This window comes from Streptomyces sp. NPDC090025, assembly GCF_044748125.1.
Lineage (GTDB): Bacteria > Actinomycetota > Actinomycetes > Streptomycetales > Streptomycetaceae > Streptomyces.
Genome location: NZ_JBIVFL010000007.1, coordinates 339,596 through 365,477, shown reverse-complemented (window position 1 = coordinate 365,477; position 25,882 = coordinate 339,596). Strand labels below are relative to the sequence as shown.

Below are 25,882 nucleotides of genomic sequence, written 5' to 3'. Positions count from 1 at the left end.
CCGACGCGCGCGCCCCGCACCCCGCACGCCTCCCATAAGCCCTCGCCGCCGGTGCCGTCCGACGCCCCGCAGCATCCGGACCGGCGGCGAGGATCCGCCCTGCCCGAAAGGAACCCTCACGTGGCAGCCCCGCACCCGCCCCGCACCACCGACTGGTGGCGCGACGCCGTCATCTACCAGGTGTACCCGCGCAGCTTCGCCGACGGCGACGGCGACGGCACCGGCGACCTCGCGGGCGTCCGGTCGAGACTGCCCTACCTCGCCGAACTCGGCGTCGACGCCGTCTGGTTCACCCCCTGGTACGTGTCCCCGCTGGTCGACGGCGGCTACGACGTCGCCGACTACCGCACGGTCGACCCCGCGTTCGGCACCCTGGAGGAGGCCGAGACCCTCATCAAGGAAGCCGCCGCCGCCGGCATCCGGGTCATCGTCGACATCGTCCCCAACCACGTCTCCGACCAGCACGCCTGGTTCAAGGCCGCGCTCGCCGCGGGCCCCGGCAGCCCCGAACGCGAACTGTTCCACTTCCGCCCCGGCCGCGGCCGCGGCGGCGAACTCCCGCCCAACACCTGGCCGTCGCAGTTCTCCGGGCCCACCTGGACCCGGGTCCCCGACGGCGAGTGGTACCTCCACCTCTTCACCCCCGAACAGCCCGACCTCAACTGGGCCCACCCCGCCGTCCGCCGCGAACACGAGGACGTGCTCCGCTTCTGGTTCGAACGCGGCGTCGCAGGCGTCCGCATCGACTCCGCCGCCCTGCTCGCCAAGGACCCGGCGCTCGCCGACTTCACCGAGGGCGTCGACCCCCACCCGTACATCGACCAGGACGAACTCCACGACATCTACCGCTCCTGGCGCACCGTCGCCGACGAGTACGGCGGCGTGTTCGTCGGCGAGGTCTGGCTCCCCGACGCCGAACGCTTCGCCCGCTACCTGCGCCCCGACGAACTCCACACCGCCTTCAACTTCGCCTTCCTCAGCTGCCCCTGGGAACCCGACCGGCTGCGCGCCAGCATCGACGCCACCCTCGCCGAACACGCCCCGGTCGGCGCCCCCGCCACCTGGGTGCTCTGCAACCACGACGTCACCCGCACCGTCACCCGCTACGGCCGCGCCGACACCGCCTTCGACTTCGCCACCAAGACCTACGGCACCCCCACCGACCTCGCCCTCGGCACCCGCCGCGCCCGCGCCGCCGCCCTGCTCACCCTCGCCCTGCCCGGCTCGGTGTACGTGTACCAGGGCGAGGAACTCGGCCTGCCCGAGGCCGACATCCCGCCCGGCCGGATCCAGGACCCCATGCACTTCCGGTCCGGCGGCACCGACCCCGGCCGCGACGGCTGCCGGGTCCCGCTGCCCTGGACCGCCGACGCCCCCTGGTCCGGCTTCGGCCCCGCCGCCGAACCCTGGCTGCCGCAACCCGCCGACTGGCCCGACTACGCCGTCGACCGGCAGCGCGCCGACCCCGACTCGGCGCTCAGCCTCTACCGGGCCGCGCTGCGCCTGCGCCGTACCGAACCCGGCTTCGGCGACGGACCGATGCGCTGGCTCGACGCCCCCGACGGGGTGCTCTCGTTCGCCCGCCCGGCGGGCCTCGTCGCCGTCAGCAACCTGTCCACCACCCCCGTACCGCTCCCGCCGTACGAGGAACTCCTGCTGACCAGCGGGCCGCTCACCGACGAGGGACTGCTGCCCCCGGACACCTCGGCCTGGCTGCGCGGACCGGAACAGTCCCTGGCCTGAACCGCCCTGAACCGCTCCGGGCGGGACCGGCCCGCACGGACCTTGCGGAACCCCGGCCGGGTGCGATGCACTCGGCCGGGGCGGAGCCGAGCCGCTCGCCGGACACAGGGGGAGCGACACCGATGTGGCACCACGACGACAGGGAGCACGCCAGGACGAGGCGCGGCCACGGCGGCCGCCGCGACCCCGCGGGCCACGCGGAGGCGACCGGCCCCGGCGGTTTCACCACCCACATCCTGAAGATGGTGGGGGCCTGAGATGGGCGACGACGGTTCGGGCGACGACGGTACGGGGCGGCAGGAGGCGCTGTCGGCGGCGGAGCTGTTCGACGGGCTCGGGGCGGCGTACGAGGAGGCGTTCGGGCGGCTGCCCGCCCAGCTGGCCGCGGTCGACTGGCTGACCGCCCGGCTCGGCCCCGGCGCGCGGGTCCTCGACGTCGGCAGCGGTACGGGACGGCCGGTCGCCGACCGGCTGGTCCGGGCGGGCTGCGAGGTCACCGGCATCGACGTGTCGCGGACCATGGTGGAACTGGCCAGGAGCCAGGTCCCGGGGGCGCGCTTCGAGCAGGCGGACGTACGCACCCACCGGGTTCCCGACGGGTCCTTCGACGCCGTCTGCGCCTTCTTCCCGCTGCTGATGATGACCAGGGCGGAGGCGGGCGCGGCGCTGGAGCGGATGGCCGGGTGGCTGCGGCCCGGCGGCTATCTGGTCTCCGCGACGGTGCCCGCCGACGTGGCGGGCGTACGGATCGAGTGGATGGGGCGCGGCGTCGAGGTCTCCAGCTTCGCGGCGGCGGAGTACGTCCGGCGGCTGCGGGAGGACTGCGGGCTCGAGGTGCTGCACCACGAGATCTCCCGGTTCCGGCCGGAGGGCGGCCTCGCGGAGCCGGAGGAACACCTGTTCTGCTACGCCCGGCGGCCGGTGGACACGACGGGGTGAGGGCGCGGGTCCGGGCCCCGGCCCCCGCTCGGACCCCCGCCCCGGTCCCCGGCCCTGGCCCCTGTCCAGGCCCCCGTTCCGCTCTGAGCGCCCCTCGGCGATCGAACCTACGATGGGACGGAAGCCGACGGGCAGCCCGGCGCGTCGGCGCGCGCAGGGCGGAGACGTATGACCCAGGCCGGCGACACACCGCGCACCGTCATCCTGACGGTGGACGACGACCCGGGCGTGTCCCGGGCCATCGCCCGTGACCTGCGGCGCCACTACGGTGCCGGGTACCGGATCGTCCGCGCCGAGTCCGGCGACTCGGCCCTCGAAGCGCTGCGGGAGCTGAAGCTGCGCGGCGACCTGGTGGCCGTGATCCTCGCCGACTACCGCATGCCGCAGATGAACGGCATCGAGTTCCTCGAACAGGCCATCGGCGTCTACCCGGGGGCGCGCCGGGTGCTCCTGACGGCCTACGCCGACACCAACGCGGCCATCGACGCCATCAACGTGGTCGACCTCGACCACTATCTGCTGAAGCCCTGGGACCCGCCGGAGGAGAAGCTCTACCCGGTCCTGGACGATCTGCTCACCGCCTGGCGCTCCAGCGACTACCGGCCGGTGCCGGAGACCAAGGTCGTCGGGCATCGCTGGTCGGCGCATTCCTCGCGGGTACGGGAGTTCCTGGCCCGCAACCAGGTGCCGTACCGCTGGTACGCCTCCGACGAGCCCGAGGGGCGGCGGCTGCTCGACGCGGCGGGCGCCGACGGGCAGCGGCTGCCCCTCGTGCTCACCCCGGACGGCTCGGCGCTGATCGAGCCGGCCGCGCCGGAGCTCGCCGCTCATGTGGGGCTCGCGACGACACCGACGGCCGAGTTCTACGACCTCGTCGTCATCGGCGGCGGCCCCGCCGGACTGGGCGCGGCGGTGTACGGGGCGTCCGAGGGGCTGCGCACGGTCCTGGTCGAGCGGTCGGCGACGGGCGGGCAGGCGGGACAGAGCTCCCGCATCGAGAACTATCTGGGCTTCCCTGACGGCGTCTCCGGCGCCCAGCTCACCGACCGGGCCCGCCGCCAGGCGACCCGGTTCGGGGCCGAGATCCTCACCGCGCGGGAGGTGACGGGCCTGGAGGCCAACGGGGCCGCCCGGGTGGTGCGCTTCTCCGACGGTTCCTCGGTCGCGGCGCACAGCGTCATCCTGGCGACCGGGGTCTCCTACCGGCAGCTGCGGGCGCCGGGCTGCGCGGACCTGACCGGGCGCGGGGTCTACTACGGCTCCTCGCTGACCGAGGCCGCCTCCTGTGAGGACCAGGACGTGTACATCGTCGGCGGCGCGAACTCGGCAGGTCAGGCCGCCGTGTTCCTCGCCAGGGGCGCCAAGTCGGTGACGCTGCTCGTCCGCGGCGAATCGCTCGCCGCGTCGATGTCGTACTACCTGATCCAGCAGATCGAGGAGACGCCGAACATCACGGTGCGGCCCACGACCGAGGTCGAGGAGGCGCACGGCGCCGAGCACCTGGAGCGGCTGACACTGCGGGACACGGCCAGCGGTGTCAGCGAGGCGGTCGACGCGCAATGGCTGTTCGTGTTCATCGGGGCGGCGCCGCTCACGGACTGGCTCGGCGGCACGGTGCTGCGCGACGAGCACGGATTCATCCTGGCGGGCCCCGACCTCACCCCGGACGGGCGGCCGCCGGGGGAGTGGGAGCTCGACCGGCCGCCGTACCACCTGGAGACCAGCGTTCCCGGCGTGTTCGTGGCGGGTGACGCGCGCGCCCAGTCGGCCAAGCGCGTCGCCTCGGCCGTCGGCGAGGGCGCGATGGCCGTGATGCTCGTCCACCGTTATCTGGAGCAGTCATGAGCGACCAGCCGGTCCCGGCCATGCCCTGCGACCCGGGGGAGATCGCCACCCTGTTCCTGTTCGAGAAGCTCACCCCCGAGCAGTTGGGGCGGCTGTGCGTGGAGGGCCGGATGGAGCGGTTCGAGCCGGGGCCCGTGTACGTCGAGGGGGAACCGGCCACCTGCTTCTACGTGATGGTCGAGGGCACCGTCGTGCTCTTCCGCCGGGTGGGCGGCGACGACGTGGAGGTGAGCCGCACCTCGCAGCGCGGGGTGTACGCGGGGGCGATGCAGGCGTACCTGGGGGACCGGGTCCCGCAGACGTACACCAACACCATGCGGGTGGTGGAGCCGACCCGGTTCTTCGTGCTGCCCGCGCAGTCGTTCGCGGACATCATGCAGGAGTGGTTCCCGATGGCGGCCCACCTCCTGGAGGGGCTGTTCTTCGGCGCGAAGAACACCCAGCGGGCCATCGGGCAGCGCGAACGCCTGCTGGCGCTCGGTTCGTTGTCCGCCGGACTCACCCATGAGCTGAACAACCCGGCGGCGGCGGCCGTACGGGCCACGGCGGCGCTGCGCGAGCGGGTCGGCAAGATGCGGCACAAGCTGGCGATCATCGCCCAGGGCCCGTACTCGCGCGAAGCCCTCGCCTCGCTCATCGAGATCCAGGAACGCACGGCCGAACGGGTCGCGAAGGCCCCGGTGTTGAGCCCCCTCGAAGCGTCGGACCGGGAGGACGAGCTGACCGACTGGCTCGACGACCACGGCATCGCCGACGGCTGGCGGCTCGCGCCCACCTTCGTCCAGGCCGGGCTCGACACGGACTGGCTGGAGCAGGTCGCGGCGACCGTCGACGAGGACGTCCTGCCGGGGGCCGTCGGCTGGCTCAACTACACGGTCGAGACCGAGCTGTTGATGGACGAGATCGCCGACTCCACGGACCGCATCTCGCACCTGGTGGACGCGGCGAAGCAGTACGCGCAGCTCGACCGCGCCCCGCACCGGGACGTCGACGTGCACGAACTCCTCGACAGCACCCTGCTGATGCTGTCCGGGAAGATCGGCCCGAGCATCCGGGTCGTCAAGGAGTACGACCGTTCGCTGCCCCAGGTGCCCGCCTATCCGGCCGAGCTCAACCAGGTGTGGACGAACCTCATCGACAACGCGGTGCACGCCATCGGCACGGCGGGCGGCGGGGACGGCGAGGGCACTCTGACGGTCCGTACGGCCCGGGAGGGCGACCGGCTGCTCGTCGAGTTCCGCGACACCGGACCCGGTGTCCCCGAGGAGATCAGGGGCCGGATCTTCGACCCGTTCTTCACCACCAAGCCGGTCGGCGAGGGCACCGGGCTCGGCCTCGACATCTCCTGGCGGATCGTCGTCAACAAGCACCACGGCAGCCTCCAGGTCGAGTCCGTCCCCGGCGACACCCGCTTCCAGGTGCTGCTGCCGCTGACCGCCGACCCCGAGACCCACCCGACCCCTCCGGAGGAGTCCGCATGACCCAGATCGACGGCATCGACCCGAACGTCCCGCCGAGCGGCACCGGCTGCGCCGACTGCGAACCGCTCGGCGGCTGGTGGTTCCACCTGCGGCGGTGCGCCCAGTGCGGCCATGTCGGCTGCTGCGACTCCTCACCGGCCCAGCACGCCACGGCGCACTGGAAGGAGAGCGGTCACCCGCTCGTGCAGAGCTTCGAGCCGGCCGAGGAGTGGTACTGGAACTACGCCACCGACGCCCTGTACGAGGCGGGCCCGCCGCTCGCCCCGCCGTCCGGCCACCCGGCCGACCAGCCCGCCCCCGGCCCGGCGGGGCGGGTACCGGCCGACTGGCAGCGACGGCTCAACGGCTGAGTCCCGGCGCGCGGCCGCGCGCGCGGTGCCGACCGCCGGATCGGGCCGGGGCGGGCCGGAGTCCGGGCTCGGACCGTCCCTCGCCCCGCACTCCGGGCCCGCCTACAGCCACCCCGCGCGCTCCGCCTGCAACCCCAGCTGGAAGCGGTTGCCCGCGCCCAGGCGGGCCATCAGGATCTGCAGCCTGCGGAACAGGGTGCGGCGGCTCACGCCCAGTTCGCGGGCGATCACCTCGTCGCTCGCGCCGCCCGCGAGCAGCCGGAGCAGGCGGCGGTCGGCGGGTGCGAGGCCGCCCGCGCGCGGGGCGTGGCCGTGGAAGGGGACGGCCGCCTGCCAGGACTGCTCGAACAGGGCCACCAGCGCCGAGAGCAGCCCGCACGGCTGCACCACCAGCATCGTGTTCACCACGTCCGCCTCCCGGATCGACAGCGACACCAGGGCGAACGCGTCGTCGATGATCAGCAGCTTCACCGGCACCGACGGCAGCACCCGGGCCTGCTCGCCCGCCGCGATGCACGGCTCGATCACGTCCCGCAGGTGCCCCGGGTGCTCCAGCGACTCCCGCGCGTACACCACCCGCTGGGTCACCCCGCGCGCCAGCGTCGCCAGCGCGTCCTCCGCCGCCTCCACCACCCCCACGTACGGCGGCGACTCGAACTGCCGGATCTGCTCCCGGGCGCTCGCCCACGCGTGCCGCATCCGCGGCCCGATCGCCTCGCCCGTCACCACCTCCACCAGATCGCCGGTGTACGCGGCCAGCCGGTGCCGCCGGAACGACTCGAAGGCGCCGCCGACCGCGATCCGCGACTCCTCCAGCTCCGCCGCCCGGTGCCGGGCCAGGATCTCGAGCCCCGCCGCCGGAGGCACCGGCGCCACCATGTCCGCGTCCTCGTCGGCCGTGCTCGCCAGGCCCGCCGCCACCAGCTCCCCGTACGCCCCGGCCAGCGCCGCGCCGCGCAGCCCCGCCGCCCGCCCCACCGCCGCCAGCGGCGCCGGACCCTCAGCGAGCAGCGCCCGGTAGACCAGGCCCGCCGCGTCCCCGAGCCCCAGCAGCCGCAGCGCGGACCCCAGCCGCTCCTCGTTCGTCATGCCCCCATCCTGACCCGCCGTGGCCGAACGGTGCCACTGGCACTCCCTGGCCCGCAGCGCCCGCCGGGCGCACTACCGTCCGGGACGACGACGCGCAGCCGCGCGCGTACCCAGGCGCCGCACCGCCCAGGTGCCATGCGATGAAGGAGCCCGACGTGGCCAAGGCCCGGAAGAACGGTCTCTACCCGAACATCTCCGCAGAGCTGTCCGCGCTGATGCGCACCGGCTGGGCCGACACCGAGCGCACCGGCCTCGACGCCGACCCGCAGGCGCCGTACGCCGCCGCGCGCCGGGCCGCGCTCTCCGCCCGCTTCCCCGGCGAGCGCCTGATCGTCCCCTCCGGCAACCTCAAGACCCGCTCCAACGACGACACCTACCCCTTCCGCCCGTACACCGGCTACGTCCACCTCACCGGCGACCAGGCCCGCGACGGCGCCCTCGTCCTGGAGCCCCGCGCCGACGGCGGCCACGACGCCTACTGCTACCAGCTGCCCCGCGACGGCCGCGACGACGACGAGTTCTGGAGCGGCTACCACGCCGAACTGTGGATGGGCCGGCGCCGCTCCCTCGCCGAGGCCGCCCGCGTCCTCGGCCTGCCCTGCCGCGACGTCCGCACCGTCGCCGACGACCTCGCCGCCGCCTCCGGCGCCGTGCCCACCCGCATCGTCCGCGGCGTCGACCCGGCCCTGGAGGCCGCCGTCACCAGCGACCCGGAGCGCGACGACGAGCTGGAGGAGGCGCTGAGCGAGCTGCGCCTGGTCAAGGACGAGTGGGAGATCGGCGAGCTGCGCAAGGCCGTCGACTCCACCGTGCGCGGCTTCACCGACGCCGTCGGCGAGCTGTCCCGCGCCGTCGCCACCTCCGAGCGGTGGATCGAGGGCACCTTCTTCCGGCGCGCCCGCCTGGAGGGCAATTCGGTCGGCTACGGCTCCATCTGCGCGGCCGGCGAGCACGCCACGATCATGCACTGGACCACCAACGACGGCCCGGTCCGCCCCGGCGAGCTGCTGCTCTTCGACGCCGGTGTGGAGACCCACACCCTCTACACCGCCGATGTCACCCGCACCCTGCCGATCAGCGGCACCTTCAGCCCGGTGCAGCGCCAGGTGTACGACGCGGTGTACGAGGCCCAGGAGGCCGGGATGGCCGCCGTGAAGCCCGGCGCCGCCTACCGCGACTTCCACGAGGCCGCCCAGCGCCACCTTGCCGCCCGGCTCGTCGAGTGGGGCTTCATCGAGGGCCCCGCGGACCGCGCGTACGAACTGGGTCTGCAGCGCCGCTTCACCATGGCCGGGACCGGACACATGCTCGGCCTCGACGTCCACGACTGCGCCCACGCCCGCAACGAGGAGTACGTCGACGCCGTCCTCGAACCCGGCATGGTGCTCACCGTCGAGCCCGGCCTCTACTTCCAGCCCGACGACCTGACCGTCCCCGAGGAGTGGCGGGGCATCGGCGTCCGCATCGAGGACGACCTCGTCGTCACCGCCGACGGCCACGAGAACCTGTCGGACGGGCTGCCCCGCTCCGCCGCCGACGTCGAGGCGTGGATGGCCCGCCACGCGGGCTGACCCCCGCGGCCCCGGCACCCCGGGACCCTGGCATCCCCGCCCCCGCGACCGGCCGCGAATGGCCCGGCGCGGGGGCTGGGTCTACTGTCGATACATAGGCCATAGGTGCGCCGACGCTCCCGCGGCCGGTGGTCTTCTGGTGGTTTCCCCGCCTCTCGGTCCCGCGCAGGAGGGATCGAGGGCGCGCGGAAGGAGCCCCGCCATGACCCGCACATTGCGAGCGGCGATCGCCCTCGCGGGAACGGCCGTCCTGTCCCTGAGCGTCGTGGGCACCAGCGGTGTCGCACAGTCCGCCACCGGAGCCGCGGCCCGCCAGGACGTGAAGATCGGACTGCTGCTCCCGGAGAGCAAGACCACCCGGTACGAGAAGTTCGACCGCCCCTACATCGAGGCGAAGATCAAGGAGCTGGCGCCCGGCGCCCGCATCGACTACTACAACGCCGCCGAGAGCGCCACCACCCAGCAGCAGCAGGTCAACACCGCGCTGGCCAAGGGCGACAAGGTCCTGATCCTCGACGCGGTGGACGCCAAGTCGATCCAGTCCTCGGTCGAGAAGGCCAAGGCCGCCGGGGTGAAGGTGGTCGCCTACGACCGGCTCGCCCAGGGCCCGGTCGACGCCTATGTCTCGTACGACAACCGCAAGGTCGGCGAACTCCAGGGCAAGGCACTCCTCGACGCCCTCGGCGACAAGGCGGACAGCGGTGAGATCGTCATGCACAACGGCTCGCCCACCGACCCCAACGCCGCCGAGTTCAAGGCCGGGGCGCACTCCGTCCTGGACGGCAAGGTGAAGATCGGCAAGGAGTACGACACCCCCAACTGGGACCCGAACAACGCCAACCAGCAGATGTCCGGCGCCATCTCGGCACTCGGCAAGGACAACATCGTCGGTGTCTACTCGGCCAACGACGGCCTCGCCGCCGGTATCTCCACCGCCCTCAAGGCCGCCGGCATCAGCGTGCCGCTGACCGGTCAGGACGCCCAGCTCGACGCCGTCCAACGGCTGCTGACGGGTGCTCAGACCATCACCATCGAGAAGCCGTACAAGCCGGAGGCCGACATCGCCGCCACCATGGCCGTCGACCTCGCCGAGGGCAAGCCGCTCGGCAAGGACCTGACCCCGACCACCGTCACCAGCGGCAGCGGCGAGAAGGTGCCGTCGACGCTGCTCACCCCGGTCGTCGTCAACAAGGACAACATCAAGGAGACGGTCGTCAAGGACGGGCTCTACACGGTGAAGGACATCTGCACACCCGCCTACGCCGACGCCTGCAAGAAGGCCGGACTGGAGTGACCCCGGCAATCGCGGCGATCGATCGAGCGAGGAGGCGGTCGTGGTGGCCGACCCACCAGTCCTGCAACTGCGGGGAATCTCCAAGCGGTTCGGCGCCGTCCAGGCGCTCTCCGGCTTCGACCTGGAGGTCCGTGCCGGTGAGGTGGTCGCCCTCGTCGGCGACAACGGCGCCGGGAAGTCGACCGCCGTCAAGGCCATCGCCGGGGTGAACCCGCCCGACGACGGCGTCATCGACTGGGAGGGCAGGCCGGTCTCCATCAACCGGCCGCACGACGCCCAGCACCTGGGCATCGCCACCGTCTACCAGGACCTCGCGCTCTGCGACAACCTGGACGTGGTCGGCAACCTCTTCCTCGGCCGCGAACTCGGCCGCTTCGGCGTCCTCGACGAGGTGCGGATGGAACGCCGCTCCAGGGAACTCCTGGACACCCTCTCCATCCGCATCCCCTCGGTGCGCATCCCGGTCGCCTCGCTGTCCGGCGGCCAGCGGCAGACCGTGGCCATCGCCCGCTCGCTGATCGGCGACCCCAAGGTGGTGCTGCTCGACGAGCCGACCGCCGCGCTCGGCGTGGAGCAGACCGCCGAGGTCCTCGACCTCGTCGAACGGCTCCGTGAGCGCGGCCTCGGCACCATTCTGATCAGCCACAACATGGTCGACGTGATGGCGGTCGCCGACCGGATCGCGGTGCTCAGGCTCGGCCGCAACAACGGCTTCTTCGACCGGCGGTCCACCAGCACCGAGGAGATCATCTCCGCGATCACCGGCGCGTCCGACAGCGCCGTCACCCGCCGCCAGGCCCGGATCCGCGAGGAACGCGAGGCGCGCGGCCGGGAGGAGCCATGAAGCACTCCCAGGGGCCGACCGGCGGCCCCGGCCTGCCCGACGACACCTCCGGACTGCGGCCCGCCGAGGACGCCGTACCGGCCGTCGACACCCGGCTGATCGTCCGCGAGGAGGGCCTGCGCGGCTACCTCGCCGAGTTCCGCCGCCGCACCCGCAGCGGCGAACTGGGCTCGCTGCCCGTCGTGGTGGCCGTCATCGTCATCTGGACCGTGTTCGGCAGCCTGAACAGCGCCTTCCTGTCCGCGCAGAACCTCTCCGACCTCAGCCAGCAGATCGTCGGCACCGGCATGATCGCCGTCGGCATCGTCTTCGTGCTGCTGCTCGGCGAGATCGACCTGTCCGTCGGCTCGGTCAGCGGCCTGTGCGCCGCGATCTTCGCCGTCCTCAACGTCGTCAACGGCATGAACCAGTGGCTGGCGCTGCTCGTCGCCGTCGCCGGGGGAGCGGCCGTCGGGCTCATCCACGGCTTCTTCTTCGCCAAGGTCGGCGTGCCCGCGTTCGTCGTCACGCTCGCGGGCAACCTCGCCTGGAACGGTCTGATGCTCCAGGTGCTCGGCAGCAACGGCACCGTCAACATCCCCGCCGACACCGTCGTCTCCAAGCTCTACTCGACCATCTTCCACAGCCCCGCCACCGCCTATGTCGCGGCCGCCGTCGGCGTCGGGCTCTTCCTGTTCGCCTCGCTGCTCGATGCCCGACGGCGGCAGGCCGCCCGGGTGCCGTTCCGGCCGGTCGCCGAGATCGGCCTGCGCACCCTGGTCATCGCGGCCCTCGCGTTCGCCGCCGCGTACATCCTCAACCGCTACCAAGGCCTGCCGCTGGCCCTGCTCGTCTTCCTGATCCTGCTCGTGCTGCTCGACTTCGTGCTCCGCAGGACCCGCTACGGGCGGCAGATCTTCGCGGTCGGCGGCAACATCGAGGGTGCCCGGCGGGCGGGCATCAGCGTGCCGTTCGTGCGGATGAGCGTGTTCGCCGTGGCCGGGACGATGGCCGCGATCGGCGGGCTGTTCCTCGCCGGACAGATCCAGTCCGCGAGCCAGACCTCCGGCGGCGGCAACCTCCTGATGAACGTCATCGCCGCCGCCGTCATCGGCGGCACCAGCCTGTTCGGCGGGCGCGGCTCGGTCTGGTCGGCGCTGCTCGGCGCGCTCGTCATCGGCTCGATCCAGTCCGGCATGAACATCATGGGCGTCAGCAACGCCGTCCAGTTCATGATCACCGGGTCGGTGCTGCTGGCCGCCGTGGTCGTCGACTCGCTGTCCCGGCGCACCCAGAAGGCCGCGGGACGCGCCTGACCGGACGGGGCCGGACGCGCCCCACGGCGGCGCGGGGGAGCTGAGGGAGCCCGGAAGGGACCTCAGCGGCTCACGGGTTGTGGAACTTCACCTCGGGGTGGGCCGGGCTCGGCCCGTCGAGCAACGGCTGGTGCCTGCCGCGCAGTTGCGCGTCGAAGAACGCGGCCAGGTACGAACGCGTCACGGACAGCGCCCGGTCCGAGGGTATGTCGGCGGTCGGCAGCCCGAAATGCCGCAGCAGCACCGGCGCGTCGGAGAACGTGAAGTGGTCCGAACCCGCCACCGTCAGCCAGCGCTTCCAGCCGCCGAGCGCCTTCCAGGTGGTGTCCCAGGTGGCGTCGAGGCCACCGGGGCGATGGGTCTCGTCGTCGGTGCCGAGCATCAGGAACGGCCGCCCGCCGAGCCCGCCGGCCGGGAGCGTGTCCCAGAACGAGCCGTCCATGTTGACCCCGGCGTCGATCCGCCGGTCCGCGACCATCGCGGCGGCGGCGCTCGCGCCACCGATCGAGTGCCCGGCCATGCCGATCCGGCGGGCGTCGATCGTCCGGGCGTACGGCCAGGCCGCGTGCGGACCCGCCTTCGTCAGCCGGTCGATCACGAAACGCACGTCCGCCGTCCGGGCGGCCGTCACGTCCTTGCCGGTCGCGGAGCCGTCCTCGAACTTCTCGCAGGCCACACAGGGAAGGATCCGGCCGCCCGGCATCTCGGTGCCGTTGGCCTCGTACGCGTGGTCCACGGACGCCACCACATAGCCCCGCGAGGCCAGGTCCACCGCGAGGTGGGTGAGCGTGAAGCGCGGCACCCCGAACCCGGGCGACAGCAGCACCAGCGGGTGCTTGCCGGCCGCCGGACGCGCGCCCTTGACGCTGTACGTGTTCATCCCGGCGAGCGCCTTCGGGGCGGCCGGATCGGTCACCCCGACACCCTCCAGGAGCAGCCGGGCCTCCTGCGCGGTGGCGTACGGGGCGGTCGCGCCGTGCGGTGCCCGGCGGGCCGCCGGGTAGTGCACGGTCACCATCAGTTCACGGCCGTCGGCGGTCGGCACCCAGGGGTCGGGCCGCGACCGGTCGACGAGATGGAGCAGGGAGCTGCCGACACCGAACCTGCCGGTGGGTGCCGGGAGTTCGAGCGGCGGGGCCGGGACGGCCGGGGTGACGGTGGTGAGGCGGGCCGTGGCGGGGGCGGCGGCCGACGCGGGGGCGGCGGCCTGGGCGGGCAGCGCGGTGGCGGGTAACGCGACGGCGCAGGCGAGCAGGGCGGCCGCGGCCGCCCGGGTGAAGTTGACCATGTCCAGGACGCTACGGCGGTGCCCGCACCGCCCGCGTCAGACCACGGTCGGAGCGGAGCGGGCGGGCGTAGCCCCCAGGTCGGACCCCGCTCTCCACCCCGCCGCCCATCGACCGGCCCTGACGGAACGACATCCGGACAACCCCCGGGCACCCAGCATGATCACCCCGGCGCCGGGGCACCGATGGCCCCGTGCTCACAACGGACGACGCCAGCCCCACCACCCCCGCCAGCGACCCCTTCACCGACCTCTCGGTCCGCCTGACCGGATTCACCGCCCCGGAACTCGCCGCCACCGGCCTGGCCGACGCCTGCCGCGCCGAGACCGCCGACCGCCTCGGCCCGGACCTCCTCGCCCGGCTCCTCGCGGCCCGCGGCACCCCGCCCGAGCGGCTGACCGGCGACCTCGCGGACGCGGCCCGCGCCCTCACCCTGCTCTGGTACACCGGCGGCTGGCCCGCCCCCGACGCCGCCCCGCTGTCCCCCGCGTCCTACGCCGAGAGCCTGGTCTGGAAGGCCGCCGGACTCGTCCCGCCCGCCACCGCGCCCCAGCCGTACGGCAGTTGGAGCGAACCCCCGGCCCCGCTCACCGGACCACCGGCCCGTGGCACCGGGGCGGGGGCCGGGCGATGAACGAGACCACCCGCTACGACGTCATCGTCGTCGGCGCGGGCGTCGCCGGATCGCTCGTCGCCCACCGCCTCGGCGCCCGGGGCCGCCGGGTCCTGGTCCTGGAAGCGGGCGCGAGCGACCTCCCCGCACCCGCGCCCGGCACCCTCGGCGCGCCGCCCAGCCCCGCCGCACCCGCCCCCGAACTCGGCGACCTGACCGGCACCGAGGAACCGCCCGGCTACCACGCCACCGGCCACCTGCTGCAGAACGGCCCGCTGCCCTACGGCAGCGGCTACGCCCGGGTCAACGGCGGCACCGGCACCATCTGGACCGGGCTCGCCCTGCGGATGCTCCCCGAGGACTTCGACACCGAGGGCCGCTTCGGCTACGGCCGCCGCTGGCCGCTCGGATACGCCGACCTCGTCCCGTACTACGAGGCCGCCGAACGCGAACTGGGCGTGGCGGGCGACGCCGCCGAACAGCGCGCCCACGCCGGGGTGCCGCTCCCCGACGACTACGCCTTCCCGATGCGCCCCATCCCGCCGAGCCACCTCGACCGACTGCTCGCCGCCCGGCTCGACGGCCACGTCGTCAAGGACCCGGTCGCGCCCGGCGAGGTCGCGCTGCGCGTCACCGGCAGCCCGCACGCCCGCAACGGCGAACCCGACCCCGCCTACGACCACGGCCGCGGCTACGTGCCGCGCGGCGAGCACGGCCGCCCCGATCCGGCCAACCGGTGCCGGGGCCACGCCTCCTGCATCCCGCACTGCCCCTCGTACGCCAAGTACACCCCGCTCAAGACCCAGGGACGCTGGCACGACGGCGTCACCCTCCAGGACCGCTCGGTCGTCAGCCGGGTCCTCGTCGACGGCACCGGGCGCGCCACCGGCGTCGACTATCTGCGCCACGACGGCACCCCCGGCACCGCCCGCGCCGACGTCGTCGTGCTCGCCGCGCACGCCATCGAGAACGCCCGCCTGCTGCTGCTCTCCGGACTCGCCGACCGCAGCGGACAGCTCGGCCGCAACCTGATGGACCACCCGGTGCTGCTCACCTGGGGCCTGCTGCCGGAGGACGTCGGACCGTACCGGGGCCCCGGCTCGACCTCCGGACTCGAAGGCTTCCGCACCGGCCCGGGCCGCCGGGCACGCGCCCCGTTCCGGGTCGAGTTCGGCAACTGGGGCTGGATCTGGTCGAAGGGCCCGGTCGGCACCGATGTCGCCGAACTCATGGCGGAACGCGGCCTGTTCGGCGCGGAACTGCGGCGTGCGGTCGGCGACCGGATCCGCCGCCAGTTCACCCTGCAGTTCGAGCTGGAGCAGTCCGCCGACCCCGCCAACCGGGTCACCCTGCACCCCACCGCGCGCGACCCGCTCGGCCTGCCCCGCCCGCTTCTCACCTACGACCTCGACGACCACGTCAAGGACGGCATCGCCGCCGCCCGTGCCGTCTCCGACCAGCTGTTCGCGCTGCTCGGCGCCGACGAACGCACCGCGTTCCCGGCCGCGGCCTGGCCGGGCCGCTTCGAGCACGCCGGCCGCGAGCACGGCTACCGGGGCGCGGGCCACGCCGCCGGGACCCACCTCATGGGCGACTCCCCGGCCACCTCGGTGGTCGACCCCTGGCAGCGCTGCTGGGACCACCCCGGGCTCTACGCCGTCGGCTGCGGCAGCATGCCGTCCGTCGCCACCTCCAACCCGACCCTGACGATGGCCGCGCTCGCCCTGCGCAGCGCCGAGCGGATCGAGGCCGACCTCACCGCCCGCGACCGGCCCGTCCACCTCGGCCACGGCCCGCGCCCTGCCCGCCCCGGCGCACCCGGCCGGCCCGCCCCCACCACCCCCGGAGCCGCCGCATGACCGCCCACCCGCACTCCCGTACCGTCCCGCCCGCCCGCACCCCCGCGGCGGCCGGACCGGCCCTGCCGCCGGTCCCCGCACCCTTCCGGCTGCCCTTCCACTACGGCGCCCTGCACCAGCTCGGCGTCGACTGGCGGGCCGACCCGGCACCCGTACGCGAACTGCTCGCCAAGCACCATCCCGGCCTGACCGCCGCCGAGTTCGACGGACAGGCCCTGGTGTCGTTCAACTACCAGCTGTACTACGCCCAGTACGCGTTCGGCGGCGGCATCACCCAGGAGATCGAGTTCAACGTCATCGCCTTCCCGACCGCCGAAGCGCACCGCGTCCCGCGCCTCGGCTACCCCGAGTACGCGCAGGGCTGGGACCAGACCAAACTGCTCGGCATCGCCCGGCTGCACGTCGTCTGCGACAACCTGTTCGCCATCGACGCCGGACGCGCCCTGTACGCCGAGCCCAAGCACCCCGGCTGGTTCGAGGTCGACCTGCCGTCCCTGAACGGACCGGCGGGGGAGACCTGGACCGTGCACTGCCGGGACGGCGCCGCGGGCCCGGACGGCGCCCTCGAACGGCACGACACCCCGCTCCTGTCGCTCACCGCCGAGCTCGGCGGACTCGCCTCACGGCCCGCCGCGAGCGCCCCCGTCACCGGCTACGGCACCGACCCCGAGGGGCGGCTGCTCGCCGGTCCGATGAACCTCTCCCAGCCCTTCCGCTGGTACGACCTGGCCGTGCCCGAACACACCACGCGCGTCGCGCTCGACGTCCGGGCCCCGGCGGGCGACCCGCTGCGGGACCTCGCGGAGCTGGTCGACGGCCGCCCGGCGGCCGGGGCCTGGACCTACCAGTCACCCCCGGTGGCCGCCCACCTCCGCCCGTACTACCTGCCGGAACGCCCCTGACCAGCACGGTTCGCACTGCGGATGCGGCCCGCCCGCCGGTCCGGGATCCTGGATCCGACAGGGGGGCCACGGCGAGGAGGGCCGCGATGTCCGTGATGGACAAGCTCAAGCAGATGCTCAAGGGCCACGAGGACCAGGCCGGACAAGGCATCGACAAGGCCGGCGACTTCGTCGACGAGAAGACCCAGGGCAAGTACAGCAGCCAGGTCGACACCGCCCAGGACAAGCTCAAGGAGCAGTTGGGCGCCGACCAGGACAAGCCGCCCCAGCCCTGAACCGCGGCCCCGCCGCGGCACCACGAGCCGGACGCCCCCGCGGCGTCCGGCTCGTGGTCGTCCGTCCGGGCGGCGAGGCCACCGCCGACGTCGCCCAGCCGCTCCCGCCGGGCCCCATCGCCCGACTGGGCGAACGCGCCGGGCGGGCTCCGGCCCCGGCGGGGCCGGGCGGGGACGGGATCGGGGCAGCGTGCGAACGGGTGCATCAGGCATGTTTCTCCGCATACTGGACGAGCCGCCGTCATCCCAGGTCATGCCATCCGGCCCGGCCGGGACCGCGCGGTCCCGCACATCCCCCGAGCGGCGGAAGGAGAGCTTCATGCTCATCAGCCACGCCTTCGAGGACGGCGTCCTGCATGTGTCGCTGCTGCGCGACCTCGACGTCACCAGCAGGGCCGCGGCCCACCTCGAGACCGAGGCCCTGCTCCACGGCCACCGGCCACGCCCACGGCTCGTCCGGGTCCAGCTCCCCACCGCCGACCCGTCCCCGGCGTCCCTGAGCACCCTGTCCAGGGCCCGCAGGATCTGCGAGACCCTCGGCATCCCGCTCAGCGTCGTCGGCCCGGTCCGGATCGCCCCCGAGACCCGGCCCGACGCCCTGGCCCCGACACCGACCGTCAGCTGACCGGGTGGGGTGGGAGGCCGGTGCCGGTCAGTCCTTGCCGGGCCTGCCGAACTCCTCGATCAGCACGGGATACTGCTTCCGCCTGCGGCCCGCTGTGCAGGATCACCGCGGTGGTGGTGCCGATGGCCGGTGGAACGGCCATGATGGCGTCGCCGACGGTCGGCGCCAGCTGTCCGCCCTTCGACGGCGCTGTCACGGAAGCCGTCCCCGCCACCCGGACCGGGCCAGGTCGGCCCGGCCCAAGTGCGGGCGCGGGCGCCCGTTCAGGCCAGGAACACGCCGTCCCTGGCCACCACCACGCCCCCGTGCACCACCAGGTCCCGACGCGGCATGTCGACCACCACCTGCGGCAGGCACTCGCCCCGCACCAGCACGAAGTCGGCCGGGGAGCCGGGCTTCAGGTCCGCGTGCGGCAGGTGCATCACGTCGGCGCCGCCGTGCGCGGCGACCCGGTAGCAGTCGGTCAGCTCCTCGTCGAGCCGGACATCGGTGACCCAGCCGAGGATGTGCGCCCGGTGCAGCATGTCCGCGTCGCCGAACGGGCTCCAGGAGTCCCGCACCCCGTCCGAGCCGAGGCCCACCCGGACCCCGTGCTCGCGCAGCCGCGCGATCGGCAGCACCAGCGAGTCCGACGGCGCCACCGTGGTCAGCGCGATGTCCTGGTCGCCCAGATCGGCCGCCAGCGCGCCGAGGTCACGGTCGGACAGGCCCGGCAGGCAGAAGACATGACTGACCGTCACCTTTCCGGCCAGGGACAGTGCCCTGGTCCGCTCGACGATCCCGCGCAGCGTCCTGACGCCCTGCTCGCCCCGGTCGTGGAGGTGGATGTCCAGGCCGACGCCGTGCCGGTCCGCGATCCCGAAGACCAGGTCCAGCTGCTCGTCGAGGGCGTGGTCGAAGCCGATCGGGTCGATGCCGCCGATCATGTCGACGTCACCGCTGCGGGCGGCGGCCTCCAGGAGCTTCGCGGCCCCGGGCGTACGCACCACACCGTGCTGCGGGAACGCCACGATCTGCACGTCGAGCGCGTGCCGCAGCCGCCGCCGCGCCTCCGCCAGGCCCGCCACCCCCGCGAGACCGTACGCCGGGGCCACGTCGGCGTGCGCCCGCATCGCCCGGGTGCCGCGTGCCACCGCGTGCGCCATCAGGCCGTACGCCCGTTCCGCGACCGGCCGCCGCTGCGCCCGGAACAGCTCCACGTCCTGCTCGACGTAGTCGGCGATGGCGCTCGCCGGGCGCCGGGACACCCAGGAGCCGCCCCAGGTCGTCTTGTCCGGGTGGATGTGCGCGTCCACCAGCGACGGCAGCGCGATCCGGCCGCCGCCCTCGACCACCCGGGCGCCCCGCGGCGCGGGCCCGGCGACGAACCGCCCGTCCACCGCCACCAGATCGGTGGCCTTGGCCGCCCCGAACGGGCGGACGTCACGGAACACCACGGCCTTGTCCTTGCTGTGCCGCTGCCCCTCCGGGGAACCGGATGCGGAAGCGGAGGCGGAAGCGGAAGCGGGCGCGGCCGTGGCGGTGGCGGTGGCGGTCGTACCGGCGAGCGCGGCGGCGCCGGCCAGCATGGTGCGGCGGGAGAGCTGCATGGGGACTCCTTGGGAACGGAAGACGGCGCGTGGCAGCGACTTCAAGCGACTTCCCGGGTTTGTATACCAAAGTCTTCCCGCCGGACAAGGGTCACGGCGATGACGTGAAGAAATGTGCACAGGGGTGGGCGTGGGTGACAGTGTTGGTATACAACTAACGCAAGTGGAGGGCGGCACTCAGTGCCGAGGGGCTCAGCCCTCGCCGAACAGCGTCCGCAGCGCGACCGCCCGGCTGTCCCGTACGTGCAGCAGCGTGCTCGCCGCTGCCGCCTCCACGTCACCGGCCGCGATGTGCCGGTGCATCTCCGCGTGCTGCGCCCGCATGTGCGCGGGCTCCGCGCGCAGACCGAACAGCAGCCGCAACTGCCAGCTCAACTGCTCCATGGTGCGGGCCAGCAGCGGATTGCCCGCCATCGCCACGATCCCCTCGTGGAAATCGGTGTGCGCGGCCACCTCCGCCGCTCCCTCGTCCGCCGCGGCAGCCGACTCCGCCCGCCGCAGCGTCGCCGCGAGACCGGCGAGGGCCGCCGGGTCCGCGTGCGCCGCCCGCGCGGCCAGCCGGGACGCCTGCACGGCGAGCGGCTCCCACACCTCGTACAGGTGCTCCACATCGGCCCGTTCGAGACGCCGCACCCGCACCCCGCTGTGCGGCAGCAGTTCCAGCAGGCCCTCGGCGACCAGCGCGCGCAGCGCCTCCCGGACCGGCACCCGGGACATGCTCAGCTCCTCGGCGACCTCCCGCTCGACCAGCCGCGCGCCCTGCTCGTACCGGCGGTCGACGATCCGCTGCAGGATGTCCGCCCGCGCCCGCGCGCTCAGCGGAGCGGCCGTACCGCCACCGCCCGCACCGGCCCCGCCGCCCGAACCGTCGCCGCCGTCCGACCTCTTCACGTGCTCCACCGTTCCCCGCCGGCCCCGCGCCGCGCGTGCTCGGCCCGAGAATACGTCGGGCCACCGCAGGACGGCGCTCCCACGAGGCGCGGCGGCGCGGCAGGATGGAGCCATGCAGATCAGGATCGAAGCGGACCGGCTGCCCGGCCTCAGCTGTGCCCCCGCCCCCGGCTACCCGGGCCACACGGGCATCCACGTCGCCGTCCAGCGCCGGGCACGCCCCGCCGAACTCCTCGCCCCGCAGCCCGGCGACGCGCCCTCGGCCGCCTGGACCCTGGACTGCGTCGTCACCGAGACCGCCACCGGCGGCCACGACATCAAGGGCCCCTATGTGCAGGGCGGGCCGGGCGGCCGGTTCGTCTATCTCTCCTGGGTCAGCGTCGGCCAGGACGGCACGGCCACCATGTTCCGGCGGGCCAAGCTGATGCTGGACGCCGTGCCCGAGCGGACCGTACGGGCGGCCGTCGGCTCCGGTGTGCTGCTCGGGCGGCTCGGCCTCACCGACGTGAAGGGCCAGCCGCTGTGCGCGGCCGTCCGCCCGCCCCGGATCGACTGGACCGCCGCCGCCCCGGCGGACTAGCCCGCGGCGCCCGGGGTGCCCGCGCCCGGCGCGCCGGGCGGCAGCGGTTCGACGCCCCGCACCCGCCGTACCTTCGCCGGCTCGATCACCGCGACGATCCGGTGCTCGCCCGGGATCAGCCACGGGTACCGCTCCGTGCCGAGGTACTTGGCCGCCAGCCGGTCCATGTTCCGCTCCGCCTCCGCCCCTTCGACGAAGCCGACCACCCGGCCCCGGATCTGCACCCGGTCGAACAGGTCGGCCGGGTCCGCCTGGGACAGCGACACCCGTGGGTCGTGGCGCAGATTGCGCTCCTTGATCCGGCCGACGGCGGTGTTGAAGAAGACCCGGTCGCCGTCGCGGCCGAGCCACATCGGGCTCACGTGCGGCGCACCGTCGGCGGCCACGGTGGCGACGTACCAGAGGTGCGGGGCGTCGATCCGCGCGCGGATCTCCTCGTCGAGCAGCGTCATGCGGCCTGCCTGCCCACCGGGCCCGCCCCTCATGCGCACCGGCCCCGCACCGTGTGGGATGGGGCATGCATCGGTAGGACGAACGAAGCGAACGACGTACTGGAGGCCGGGATGCGGAAGATCAAGGCACAGCTGTTCATGGCGCTCGACGGTGTCGTGGAGGCGCCGGACCAGTGGCACTTCCCCTATTTCAACGACGAGATGGGGCGCGCGGTCGACGCGACCCTGGGCCGCGCGGACACGCTGCTGCTCGGCCGTCGCACGTACGACAGCTTCGCCGGTGCCTGGCCGGAGCGGGAGACGGCGGGCGGCGAGGACGCGCCGTTCGCGAAGCTGCTCGGGGACGCCCGCAAGATCGTGGTCTCGCGCGGCCCGCTGGAGTTCGGCTGGCGCAACTCCGAGCGGCTGGACGGCGATCTCGTCCCCGCCGTCACCGCGCTCAAGAACGAGCCGGGCAGCGGCGGCACGGCGGACGGCACGGGCGGCGACACGGGGGACGGGTCACCCATCTGGGTGAGCGGATCGGTCTCCCTGGTCCGGGCCCTCATCGCCGCCGGGCTGCTCGACGAGCTCAACCTGATGCTGCACCCGATCGCCCGGCGCACCGGAACCCGCCTCTTCGACGAGGGCACCCCGCCGGTGCCGCTGCGGCTGCTGTCGGCCGAGACCTTCGAGACCGGTGTCCTGAACCTCTTCTACGCACTGGGCTCCGGGCCCGCGGACGCGACCTACGCCGACGCGAGGACGCATCTGCCGCAGGACTGACCGTCCGCCCTCACCAGCCGAAGCGCCGGTCCACCAGGGTCGCGAACTCCTCGAAGCTCAGCACCCGGTCGCCGTTGGCGTCGGCCTCGTCGAACAGCGCCGAGGAGTCGTCGGGCCCGCCGAGCCCCCAGGCCGGGATGGCGCCCTGGGCGACGAGGGTGGGGCCCTTGGCGTTGAGGGCGATGATCACCTCGGTACGGGTCAGGGTGCCGTCGTGGTCGAGGTCGAGCGCGTCGAAGAGTATCCGGGCCTTGTCGCTCATCGCGTGTCCTGTTCGGGTGTGATCCGGGCCTGGGGGTGCGGTGTCGTACGGAAGGACGTCGCCGGGGGCCCGGAAGTTGCGCCGACCGGCACCCGGAGCGACGGAAAGGCGGTCGCCGCGCCCCTCTCGGGGACCCGGCGACCGCCCGGTGGGCTGTCCGGCCACGCGCTACGGCGTCAGGACGCGTCCTTCACCGTGCCGGTGACCTCCTGGCCCGGCACCTGCTTCCAGTCGCCGTCGTAGTGGAACGTACGACCGAGCAGCGACTCGACGGGCTCCGCGACGCCGTCCTTGACGGTCGGGACGCGGATCTCGGTGGCCGACTCACCCGCGGCGACGTTGAACGCCAGATAGGAGTCCGGGTACTCCGGCTGCGACAGCGGGCGCGGCGGGTCCGGCAGCGAGCCGTAGGTGTCGCGCACGAAGTCGGGGTCGAGGTCGGCGGTGTTCAGCTCGGTCCCGCCGGTCACCGGCTGGAACAGGACGCCGCCCATGATGTCGGCGTCGGCCGCCTCGGACAGCGTCACCTGCCACACCAGCGCCTCGCCCTCGGTGACGTCGGTGGCCACCGGCGTCAGCTTCACCTCGGGCATCTTGTCGTCGTTGCGGGCGGTGACACCGCCGCGGTGCGAGCCGACGACGGTGCCGCGCACGGCCTTGACGAGGGCGTCCACGGTGACGTCCCAGCCGTACCGGGTGTTGCCCTTGACCTGCACCGGGATCGCGATGTCGGTCTGACCGGGGCGGACCGTGACCAGCTTCGGGGTGTAGCCCTCGGAGTCCGGCTTCGGCAGGAACAGCCGGACCTGGCCGCTGCCCTGACCGGAGACCCGGACCGGGACGCGGTAGGTGCGGACGCCCGAGTCGCCCTCGTCGACGGTCAGCCGGCCGAGGTCGACGCGCGGCATCGCGGACACCCGCACGGCGGGCGTGCCGGGGCGCCAGCCCCAGGCGTCCATCAGCCATGCCTGGCCCGACGCGGTGCGCGGGGTCAGGTCGAGCGCGGTGAGCTTCTTCAGGTCGAGCCGCGCGCGGGTGGCGGGCGCCAGCGGCACCCGGACCTCGCGGGCCCAGTGCGACGCGGTGCGCTCGGTGCCCGGCAGGCCGTCGACGCGGACCGTGCCCAGCGTGGCGCGGCGGCCCGAGGCGTCGGCCACGGTCACGTCGAGCTCGGTGCCCTTGCTGTTCGGCGGCACGATCACGCGCAGCGCCAGCGACTCGCTGCCCGCGAGGGACACCGGGCGGGCGGACCGCAGACCGGCCGGGGCGCCCGCGCGGGACCACTTCAGGGCGAGCGCGTCACGGCCGGGCTCGGGCGAGATCTCCCAGTAGGAGAAGTGCGGGGAACGGCCCGCCGTGCCGTCCTCCGGGAGGCAGGACCGGGCGGGGTCGGCGTCGACCTGCGCGCAGATCCGGCCACCGGTGCCGGTGACGGTCGTCCCCGCGCCGGGTGTGAACGCGCCGGTGCGGTTGCCGCCGACCGCGTGGGTCAGCACCTGGACCGGGCCCGCGGACGGGGCGCGGCGGCCGGTGCCGTCGAGCAGCGGGCGGACCTTGTCGTCGCCGCCGACGAACAGCCGGGCCGCCGCCGCGATGTAGGTGGCGCCCGCGGTCTGCTGCTGGGGGGCGGTCAGCCGGGTGCGGGTGCCGGGGGAGCAGACCGCGTCGCGCTCCTCGTCGCTGGACCAGAAGTCGTCCGTCGACGGCGCCTGGGACTGGCCGGGGGTCCACTCGCTGTTGAAGAAGTTGTGGTTCGCGCCGACCACGTAGACCGCGCTGTGCAGGGCGGTGCCGTTGCTCACGCCGCGGGTGCCGTCCAGGTAGATCTGGCCCTGGAGGTCGGACACATCGCCGTCGCAGCCGGGCAGCACGGTCATCGACGGCACGTCGGCGACCGGGTTCTGGCCGAAGACGGTGGGGCCGATGAGGACGTTGCCGCGGATCTTCCAGCGGACCGGGCCGCGGTAGCCGTCCTGGGCGGCGGGCGGCGCGTAGAGGCTGTCCATCGCCGCCCGGTTGACGCCCTCGCCGCCGCGCGAGTGACCGACGAGCAGCACCCGGGACAGGTCGGCGGCGGCCGCCGCCTTGCGGACGGCCGCCGGGGCGTTCTGGCCGCGCACGCCCCAGTCGGCCCAGCGGCCGAGGTGCTGGCGGACCAGCGAGGAGCGGGCCTGCGCGCCGCCGTCCTCGGCCTGGTGGTCCTGCCCGTTGATGCCGTTGGCGGCGATCGACAGGGTCACATAGCCCTGGGAGGCGAGCAGTTGCTGCGCCTTGAGGTAGCCGAGGTGGCTGGGGATCGGCTTCCAGCCGGGCTTGCAGGGCCAGTCGCCGGAGTCCTGGTCGGTGCCCGGCTTGTAGCAGGTGCCGTGTCGGCCGTGCAGGAAGAGCGCCACCGGACGCTTGCCGGGCGCGTCGACCGGGGCGACCACGGCGGCCTGCATCTCGACGGCCTCGGGGAAGCCGGGCAGCTTCACGGACTTCAGGCTGTAGTCGCTCCGTGCGGTGCGGTACGTGCCGGGTGTGCCCGGATCCACCGCGTTCGCGGGCGGCTGCGCCTCGGGGCGGGCCGCCGGGGCGGTCGGGCGGATGCCGCGCGGCGAGCGGGACCGCGCGCCGTCGCCGTCGCCATCGGCCGCGTCGAGCCGTCGGCCCGCGGCGTTGACGCTGAGCTCGGCGCCGTCGCCGATGCGCCGGCCGTCCAGGGCGAGCCGGAACGTCCGGCCGTCCGGTGCGGCGACCGGGTGGCCGAGCAGCCGTCCGCCGGACCGGAACTCGACCCGGGCGTCGCCCATCGGGACCTTGGTGTCGGCCGTCCAGATCAGCTGGCGCTCCGCGCCGGAACCGGACAGTCGCCACCCGTCGGGCAGTGCGGGCACGCCGTCCCGTTCCCCCGGGGACGCCGTGGCGGGGGTGCCGGGCGACGGCAGCGCGTAGGCGAGCCCGGGCGCCGCCGTGGCCGTCAGCGCCAGCACCGCCGCGGCGGTGGTCACGCCGCGTATGACAGGTATCAAAGCGGTCTTCCTCACGATCGTTCTCGTCGAGGCGCCGTCGGTCATCCCCCTGGTCGGAGATGCCGAGATCGGACCCCCCTGGCCCCGGACGCCCCACTCGGCACGGGAGACGGGAACATCGGGCGGCGGGTTGCCTGACGATCGGTCATGAGTACGGGAATGGCGCGGAGAAGCGGAAGACGGCCGAACTTCGACGGTGCGCGGCCGGGGACGATCGGTCGGGCCGTCGAGTCGCTGTGATCCGTGTCACTCCTTAAGGTCCCTTTAAGGGCGAATGAGCTGAGTTGCGGCGTGTGTGGGGTGATGCCGGAATGGACGGCC

General features: G+C 74.0%; 25 protein-coding genes. 17 read left to right on the top strand and 8 right to left on the bottom strand.

Features of this window, described 5'->3' with window-relative positions; all coding sequences use genetic code 11:
- Positions 1-120 precede the first annotated feature (120 nt).
- From ACIPXM_RS19550 to ACIPXM_RS19525, 6 genes are all read left to right on the top strand, one after another.
- A complete protein-coding gene (locus ACIPXM_RS19550; RefSeq protein WP_401656871.1) occupies positions 121-1,743 on the top strand; it encodes a glycoside hydrolase family 13 protein in 1,623 nt (540 codons plus the stop codon).
- A 122-nt stretch (positions 1,744-1,865) separates the two neighbouring features.
- A complete protein-coding gene (locus tag ACIPXM_RS19545; protein WP_401656869.1) occupies positions 1,866-2,000 on the top strand; it encodes a hypothetical protein in 135 nt (44 codons plus the stop codon).
- 1 nt (position 2,001) lies between these two features.
- Positions 2,002-2,682 carry a class I SAM-dependent methyltransferase gene (locus tag ACIPXM_RS19540; protein ID WP_401656867.1) on the top strand — a complete coding sequence of 227 codons (681 nt, stop codon included), beginning with the start codon at positions 2,002-2,004 and terminating at the stop codon, positions 2,680-2,682.
- A 168-nt stretch (positions 2,683-2,850) separates the two neighbouring features.
- Entirely contained in the window at positions 2,851-4,527 is a 1,677-nt protein-coding gene (locus ACIPXM_RS19535; protein WP_401656864.1) for an FAD-dependent oxidoreductase, read from the top strand.
- 20 nt (positions 4,528-4,547) lie between these two features.
- Positions 4,548-6,008: an ATP-binding protein gene (locus ACIPXM_RS19530; protein WP_401656940.1), complete on the top strand. Its 1,461-nt coding sequence runs from the start codon at positions 4,548-4,550 to the stop codon at positions 6,006-6,008.
- Positions 6,005-6,358, top strand: a complete 354-nt coding sequence (locus tag ACIPXM_RS19525) for a UBP-type zinc finger domain-containing protein (protein ID WP_401656862.1) — start codon at positions 6,005-6,007, stop codon at positions 6,356-6,358. The genes ACIPXM_RS19530 and ACIPXM_RS19525 overlap by 4 nt, the downstream gene beginning before the upstream one ends.
- Before the next feature lie 102 nt (positions 6,359-6,460).
- Here the strand turns inward: ACIPXM_RS19525 and ACIPXM_RS19520 are convergent, their stop codons facing one another.
- Entirely contained in the window at positions 6,461-7,447 is a 987-nt protein-coding gene (locus tag ACIPXM_RS19520) for a LuxR family transcriptional regulator (protein ID WP_401656860.1), read from the bottom strand.
- A gap of 155 nt (positions 7,448-7,602) precedes the next feature.
- Between ACIPXM_RS19520 and ACIPXM_RS19515 the strand changes: the two genes are divergently transcribed.
- From ACIPXM_RS19515 to ACIPXM_RS19500, 4 genes are all read left to right on the top strand, one after another.
- Positions 7,603-9,018 (top strand): aminopeptidase P family protein, encoded by a 1,416-nt coding sequence (locus tag ACIPXM_RS19515; protein ID WP_401656937.1) that lies wholly within the window; start codon positions 7,603-7,605, stop codon positions 9,016-9,018.
- Positions 9,019-9,220: 202 nt separating this feature from the next.
- The gene (locus ACIPXM_RS19510) at positions 9,221-10,312 is read left to right on the top strand and encodes a substrate-binding domain-containing protein (protein ID WP_401656858.1); all 1,092 of its coding nucleotides are present in this window, start codon (positions 9,221-9,223) and stop codon (positions 10,310-10,312) included.
- A gap of 43 nt (positions 10,313-10,355) precedes the next feature.
- The gene (locus ACIPXM_RS19505; RefSeq protein ID WP_401656856.1) at positions 10,356-11,156 is read left to right on the top strand and encodes an ATP-binding cassette domain-containing protein; all 801 of its coding nucleotides are present in this window, start codon (positions 10,356-10,358) and stop codon (positions 11,154-11,156) included.
- Positions 11,153-12,451 (top strand): sugar ABC transporter permease, encoded by a 1,299-nt coding sequence (locus ACIPXM_RS19500; protein WP_401656854.1) that lies wholly within the window; start codon positions 11,153-11,155, stop codon positions 12,449-12,451. The genes ACIPXM_RS19505 and ACIPXM_RS19500 overlap by 4 nt, the downstream gene beginning before the upstream one ends.
- A 70-nt stretch (positions 12,452-12,521) precedes the next feature.
- On the opposite strand, the gene ACIPXM_RS19495 is transcribed toward ACIPXM_RS19500, so the two are convergent.
- Positions 12,522-13,739 carry an alpha/beta hydrolase family protein gene (locus tag ACIPXM_RS19495; protein ID WP_401656852.1) on the bottom strand — a complete coding sequence of 406 codons (1,218 nt, stop codon included), beginning with the start codon at positions 13,737-13,739 and terminating at the stop codon, positions 12,522-12,524.
- Between the two features lie 191 nt (positions 13,740-13,930).
- Between ACIPXM_RS19495 and ACIPXM_RS19490 the strand changes: the two genes are divergently transcribed.
- From ACIPXM_RS19490 to ACIPXM_RS19470, 5 genes are all read left to right on the top strand, one after another.
- Positions 13,931-14,371, top strand: a complete 441-nt coding sequence (locus ACIPXM_RS19490) for a hypothetical protein (protein ID WP_401656850.1) — start codon at positions 13,931-13,933, stop codon at positions 14,369-14,371.
- Complete coding sequence (locus ACIPXM_RS19485; protein WP_401656847.1) at positions 14,368-16,209, top strand: GMC family oxidoreductase; 1,842 nt, start codon at positions 14,368-14,370, stop codon at positions 16,207-16,209. Before ACIPXM_RS19490 ends, ACIPXM_RS19485 begins: the two co-directional genes overlap by 4 nt.
- Positions 16,206-17,111 (top strand): hypothetical protein, encoded by a 906-nt coding sequence (locus tag ACIPXM_RS19480; RefSeq protein ID WP_401656845.1) that lies wholly within the window; start codon positions 16,206-16,208, stop codon positions 17,109-17,111. Before ACIPXM_RS19485 ends, ACIPXM_RS19480 begins: the two co-directional genes overlap by 4 nt.
- A gap of 86 nt (positions 17,112-17,197) precedes the next feature.
- Complete coding sequence (locus ACIPXM_RS19475; protein WP_401656843.1) at positions 17,198-17,386, top strand: antitoxin; 189 nt, start codon at positions 17,198-17,200, stop codon at positions 17,384-17,386.
- A 319-nt stretch (positions 17,387-17,705) separates the two neighbouring features.
- A complete protein-coding gene (locus ACIPXM_RS19470; RefSeq protein WP_401656841.1) occupies positions 17,706-18,011 on the top strand; it encodes a hypothetical protein in 306 nt (101 codons plus the stop codon).
- On the opposite strand, the gene ACIPXM_RS19465 is transcribed toward ACIPXM_RS19470, so the two are convergent.
- The 3 genes from ACIPXM_RS19465 to ACIPXM_RS19455 all read right to left on the bottom strand — a co-directional run bounded on the left by ACIPXM_RS19465 (position 18,004) and on the right by ACIPXM_RS19455 (position 20,419).
- Positions 18,004-18,207, bottom strand: a complete 204-nt coding sequence (locus ACIPXM_RS19465) for a hypothetical protein (RefSeq protein ID WP_401656839.1) — start codon at positions 18,205-18,207, stop codon at positions 18,004-18,006. The two genes, ACIPXM_RS19470 and ACIPXM_RS19465, sit on opposite strands and share 8 nt — an antisense overlap.
- Positions 18,208-18,274: 67 nt before the next feature.
- A complete protein-coding gene (locus tag ACIPXM_RS19460; protein ID WP_401656837.1) occupies positions 18,275-19,600 on the bottom strand; it encodes an amidohydrolase in 1,326 nt (441 codons plus the stop codon).
- 192 nt (positions 19,601-19,792) lie between these two features.
- Positions 19,793-20,419, bottom strand: a complete 627-nt coding sequence (locus ACIPXM_RS19455; protein WP_401656935.1) for a GntR family transcriptional regulator — start codon at positions 20,417-20,419, stop codon at positions 19,793-19,795.
- 184 nt (positions 20,420-20,603) lie between these two features.
- Here ACIPXM_RS19455 and ACIPXM_RS19450 point away from each other — a divergent pair, with 184 nt between their 5' ends.
- Positions 20,604-21,071, top strand: coding sequence for a DUF5990 family protein (locus ACIPXM_RS19450; protein WP_401656835.1), 468 nt, complete (start codon positions 20,604-20,606; stop codon positions 21,069-21,071).
- On the opposite strand, the gene ACIPXM_RS19445 is transcribed toward ACIPXM_RS19450, so the two are convergent.
- Complete coding sequence (locus tag ACIPXM_RS19445; RefSeq protein WP_401656833.1) at positions 21,068-21,523, bottom strand: PPOX class F420-dependent oxidoreductase; 456 nt, start codon at positions 21,521-21,523, stop codon at positions 21,068-21,070. The genes ACIPXM_RS19450 and ACIPXM_RS19445 overlap by 4 nt on opposite strands.
- Before the next feature lie 111 nt (positions 21,524-21,634).
- Between ACIPXM_RS19445 and ACIPXM_RS19440 the strand changes: the two genes are divergently transcribed.
- Positions 21,635-22,288, top strand: a complete 654-nt coding sequence (locus ACIPXM_RS19440) for a dihydrofolate reductase family protein (RefSeq protein WP_401656831.1) — start codon at positions 21,635-21,637, stop codon at positions 22,286-22,288.
- A gap of 10 nt (positions 22,289-22,298) precedes the next feature.
- Here ACIPXM_RS19440 and ACIPXM_RS19435 read toward each other — a convergent pair whose 3' ends face one another.
- Together ACIPXM_RS19435 and ACIPXM_RS19430 are read right to left on the bottom strand one after the other, a co-directional pair.
- Positions 22,299-22,550 (bottom strand): EF-hand domain-containing protein, encoded by a 252-nt coding sequence (locus ACIPXM_RS19435; RefSeq protein WP_401656829.1) that lies wholly within the window; start codon positions 22,548-22,550, stop codon positions 22,299-22,301.
- A gap of 176 nt (positions 22,551-22,726) precedes the next feature.
- Positions 22,727-25,606, bottom strand: a complete 2,880-nt coding sequence (locus ACIPXM_RS19430; RefSeq protein WP_401656827.1) for a hypothetical protein — start codon at positions 25,604-25,606, stop codon at positions 22,727-22,729.
- Between the last annotated feature and the right edge of the window lie 276 nt (positions 25,607-25,882).

Excerpts from the sequence above, each read along its gene's own strand:
- ACIPXM_RS19545 (WP_401656869.1), top strand. The coding sequence starts at position 1,866 with ATGTGGCACCACGACGACAGGGAGCACGCCAGGACGAGGCGCGGCCAC.
- ACIPXM_RS19540 (WP_401656867.1), top strand. The coding sequence starts at position 2,002 with ATGGGCGACGACGGTTCGGGCGACGACGGTACGGGGCGGCAGGAGGCG.
- ACIPXM_RS19535 (WP_401656864.1), top strand. The coding sequence starts at position 2,851 with ATGACCCAGGCCGGCGACACACCGCGCACCGTCATCCTGACGGTGGAC.
- ACIPXM_RS19530 (WP_401656940.1), top strand. The coding sequence starts at position 4,548 with ATGCCCTGCGACCCGGGGGAGATCGCCACCCTGTTCCTGTTCGAGAAG.
- ACIPXM_RS19525 (WP_401656862.1), top strand. The coding sequence starts at position 6,005 with ATGACCCAGATCGACGGCATCGACCCGAACGTCCCGCCGAGCGGCACC.
- ACIPXM_RS19520 (WP_401656860.1), bottom strand. The coding sequence starts at position 7,447 with ATGACGAACGAGGAGCGGCTGGGGTCCGCGCTGCGGCTGCTGGGGCTC.
- ACIPXM_RS19510 (WP_401656858.1), top strand. The coding sequence starts at position 9,221 with ATGACCCGCACATTGCGAGCGGCGATCGCCCTCGCGGGAACGGCCGTC.
- ACIPXM_RS19500 (WP_401656854.1), top strand. The coding sequence starts at position 11,153 with ATGAAGCACTCCCAGGGGCCGACCGGCGGCCCCGGCCTGCCCGACGAC.
- ACIPXM_RS19495 (WP_401656852.1), bottom strand. The coding sequence starts at position 13,739 with ATGGTCAACTTCACCCGGGCGGCCGCGGCCGCCCTGCTCGCCTGCGCC.
- ACIPXM_RS19485 (WP_401656847.1), top strand. The coding sequence starts at position 14,368 with ATGAACGAGACCACCCGCTACGACGTCATCGTCGTCGGCGCGGGCGTC.
- ACIPXM_RS19480 (WP_401656845.1), top strand. The coding sequence starts at position 16,206 with ATGACCGCCCACCCGCACTCCCGTACCGTCCCGCCCGCCCGCACCCCC.
- ACIPXM_RS19475 (WP_401656843.1), top strand. The coding sequence starts at position 17,198 with ATGTCCGTGATGGACAAGCTCAAGCAGATGCTCAAGGGCCACGAGGAC.
- ACIPXM_RS19470 (WP_401656841.1), top strand. The coding sequence starts at position 17,706 with ATGCTCATCAGCCACGCCTTCGAGGACGGCGTCCTGCATGTGTCGCTG.
- ACIPXM_RS19460 (WP_401656837.1), bottom strand. The coding sequence starts at position 19,600 with ATGCAGCTCTCCCGCCGCACCATGCTGGCCGGCGCCGCCGCGCTCGCC.
- ACIPXM_RS19450 (WP_401656835.1), top strand. The coding sequence starts at position 20,604 with ATGCAGATCAGGATCGAAGCGGACCGGCTGCCCGGCCTCAGCTGTGCC.
- ACIPXM_RS19445 (WP_401656833.1), bottom strand. The coding sequence starts at position 21,523 with ATGACGCTGCTCGACGAGGAGATCCGCGCGCGGATCGACGCCCCGCAC.
- ACIPXM_RS19440 (WP_401656831.1), top strand. The coding sequence starts at position 21,635 with ATGCGGAAGATCAAGGCACAGCTGTTCATGGCGCTCGACGGTGTCGTG.
- ACIPXM_RS19435 (WP_401656829.1), bottom strand. The coding sequence starts at position 22,550 with ATGAGCGACAAGGCCCGGATACTCTTCGACGCGCTCGACCTCGACCAC.
- ACIPXM_RS19430 (WP_401656827.1), bottom strand. The coding sequence starts at position 25,606 with ATGACCGACGGCGCCTCGACGAGAACGATCGTGAGGAAGACCGCTTTG.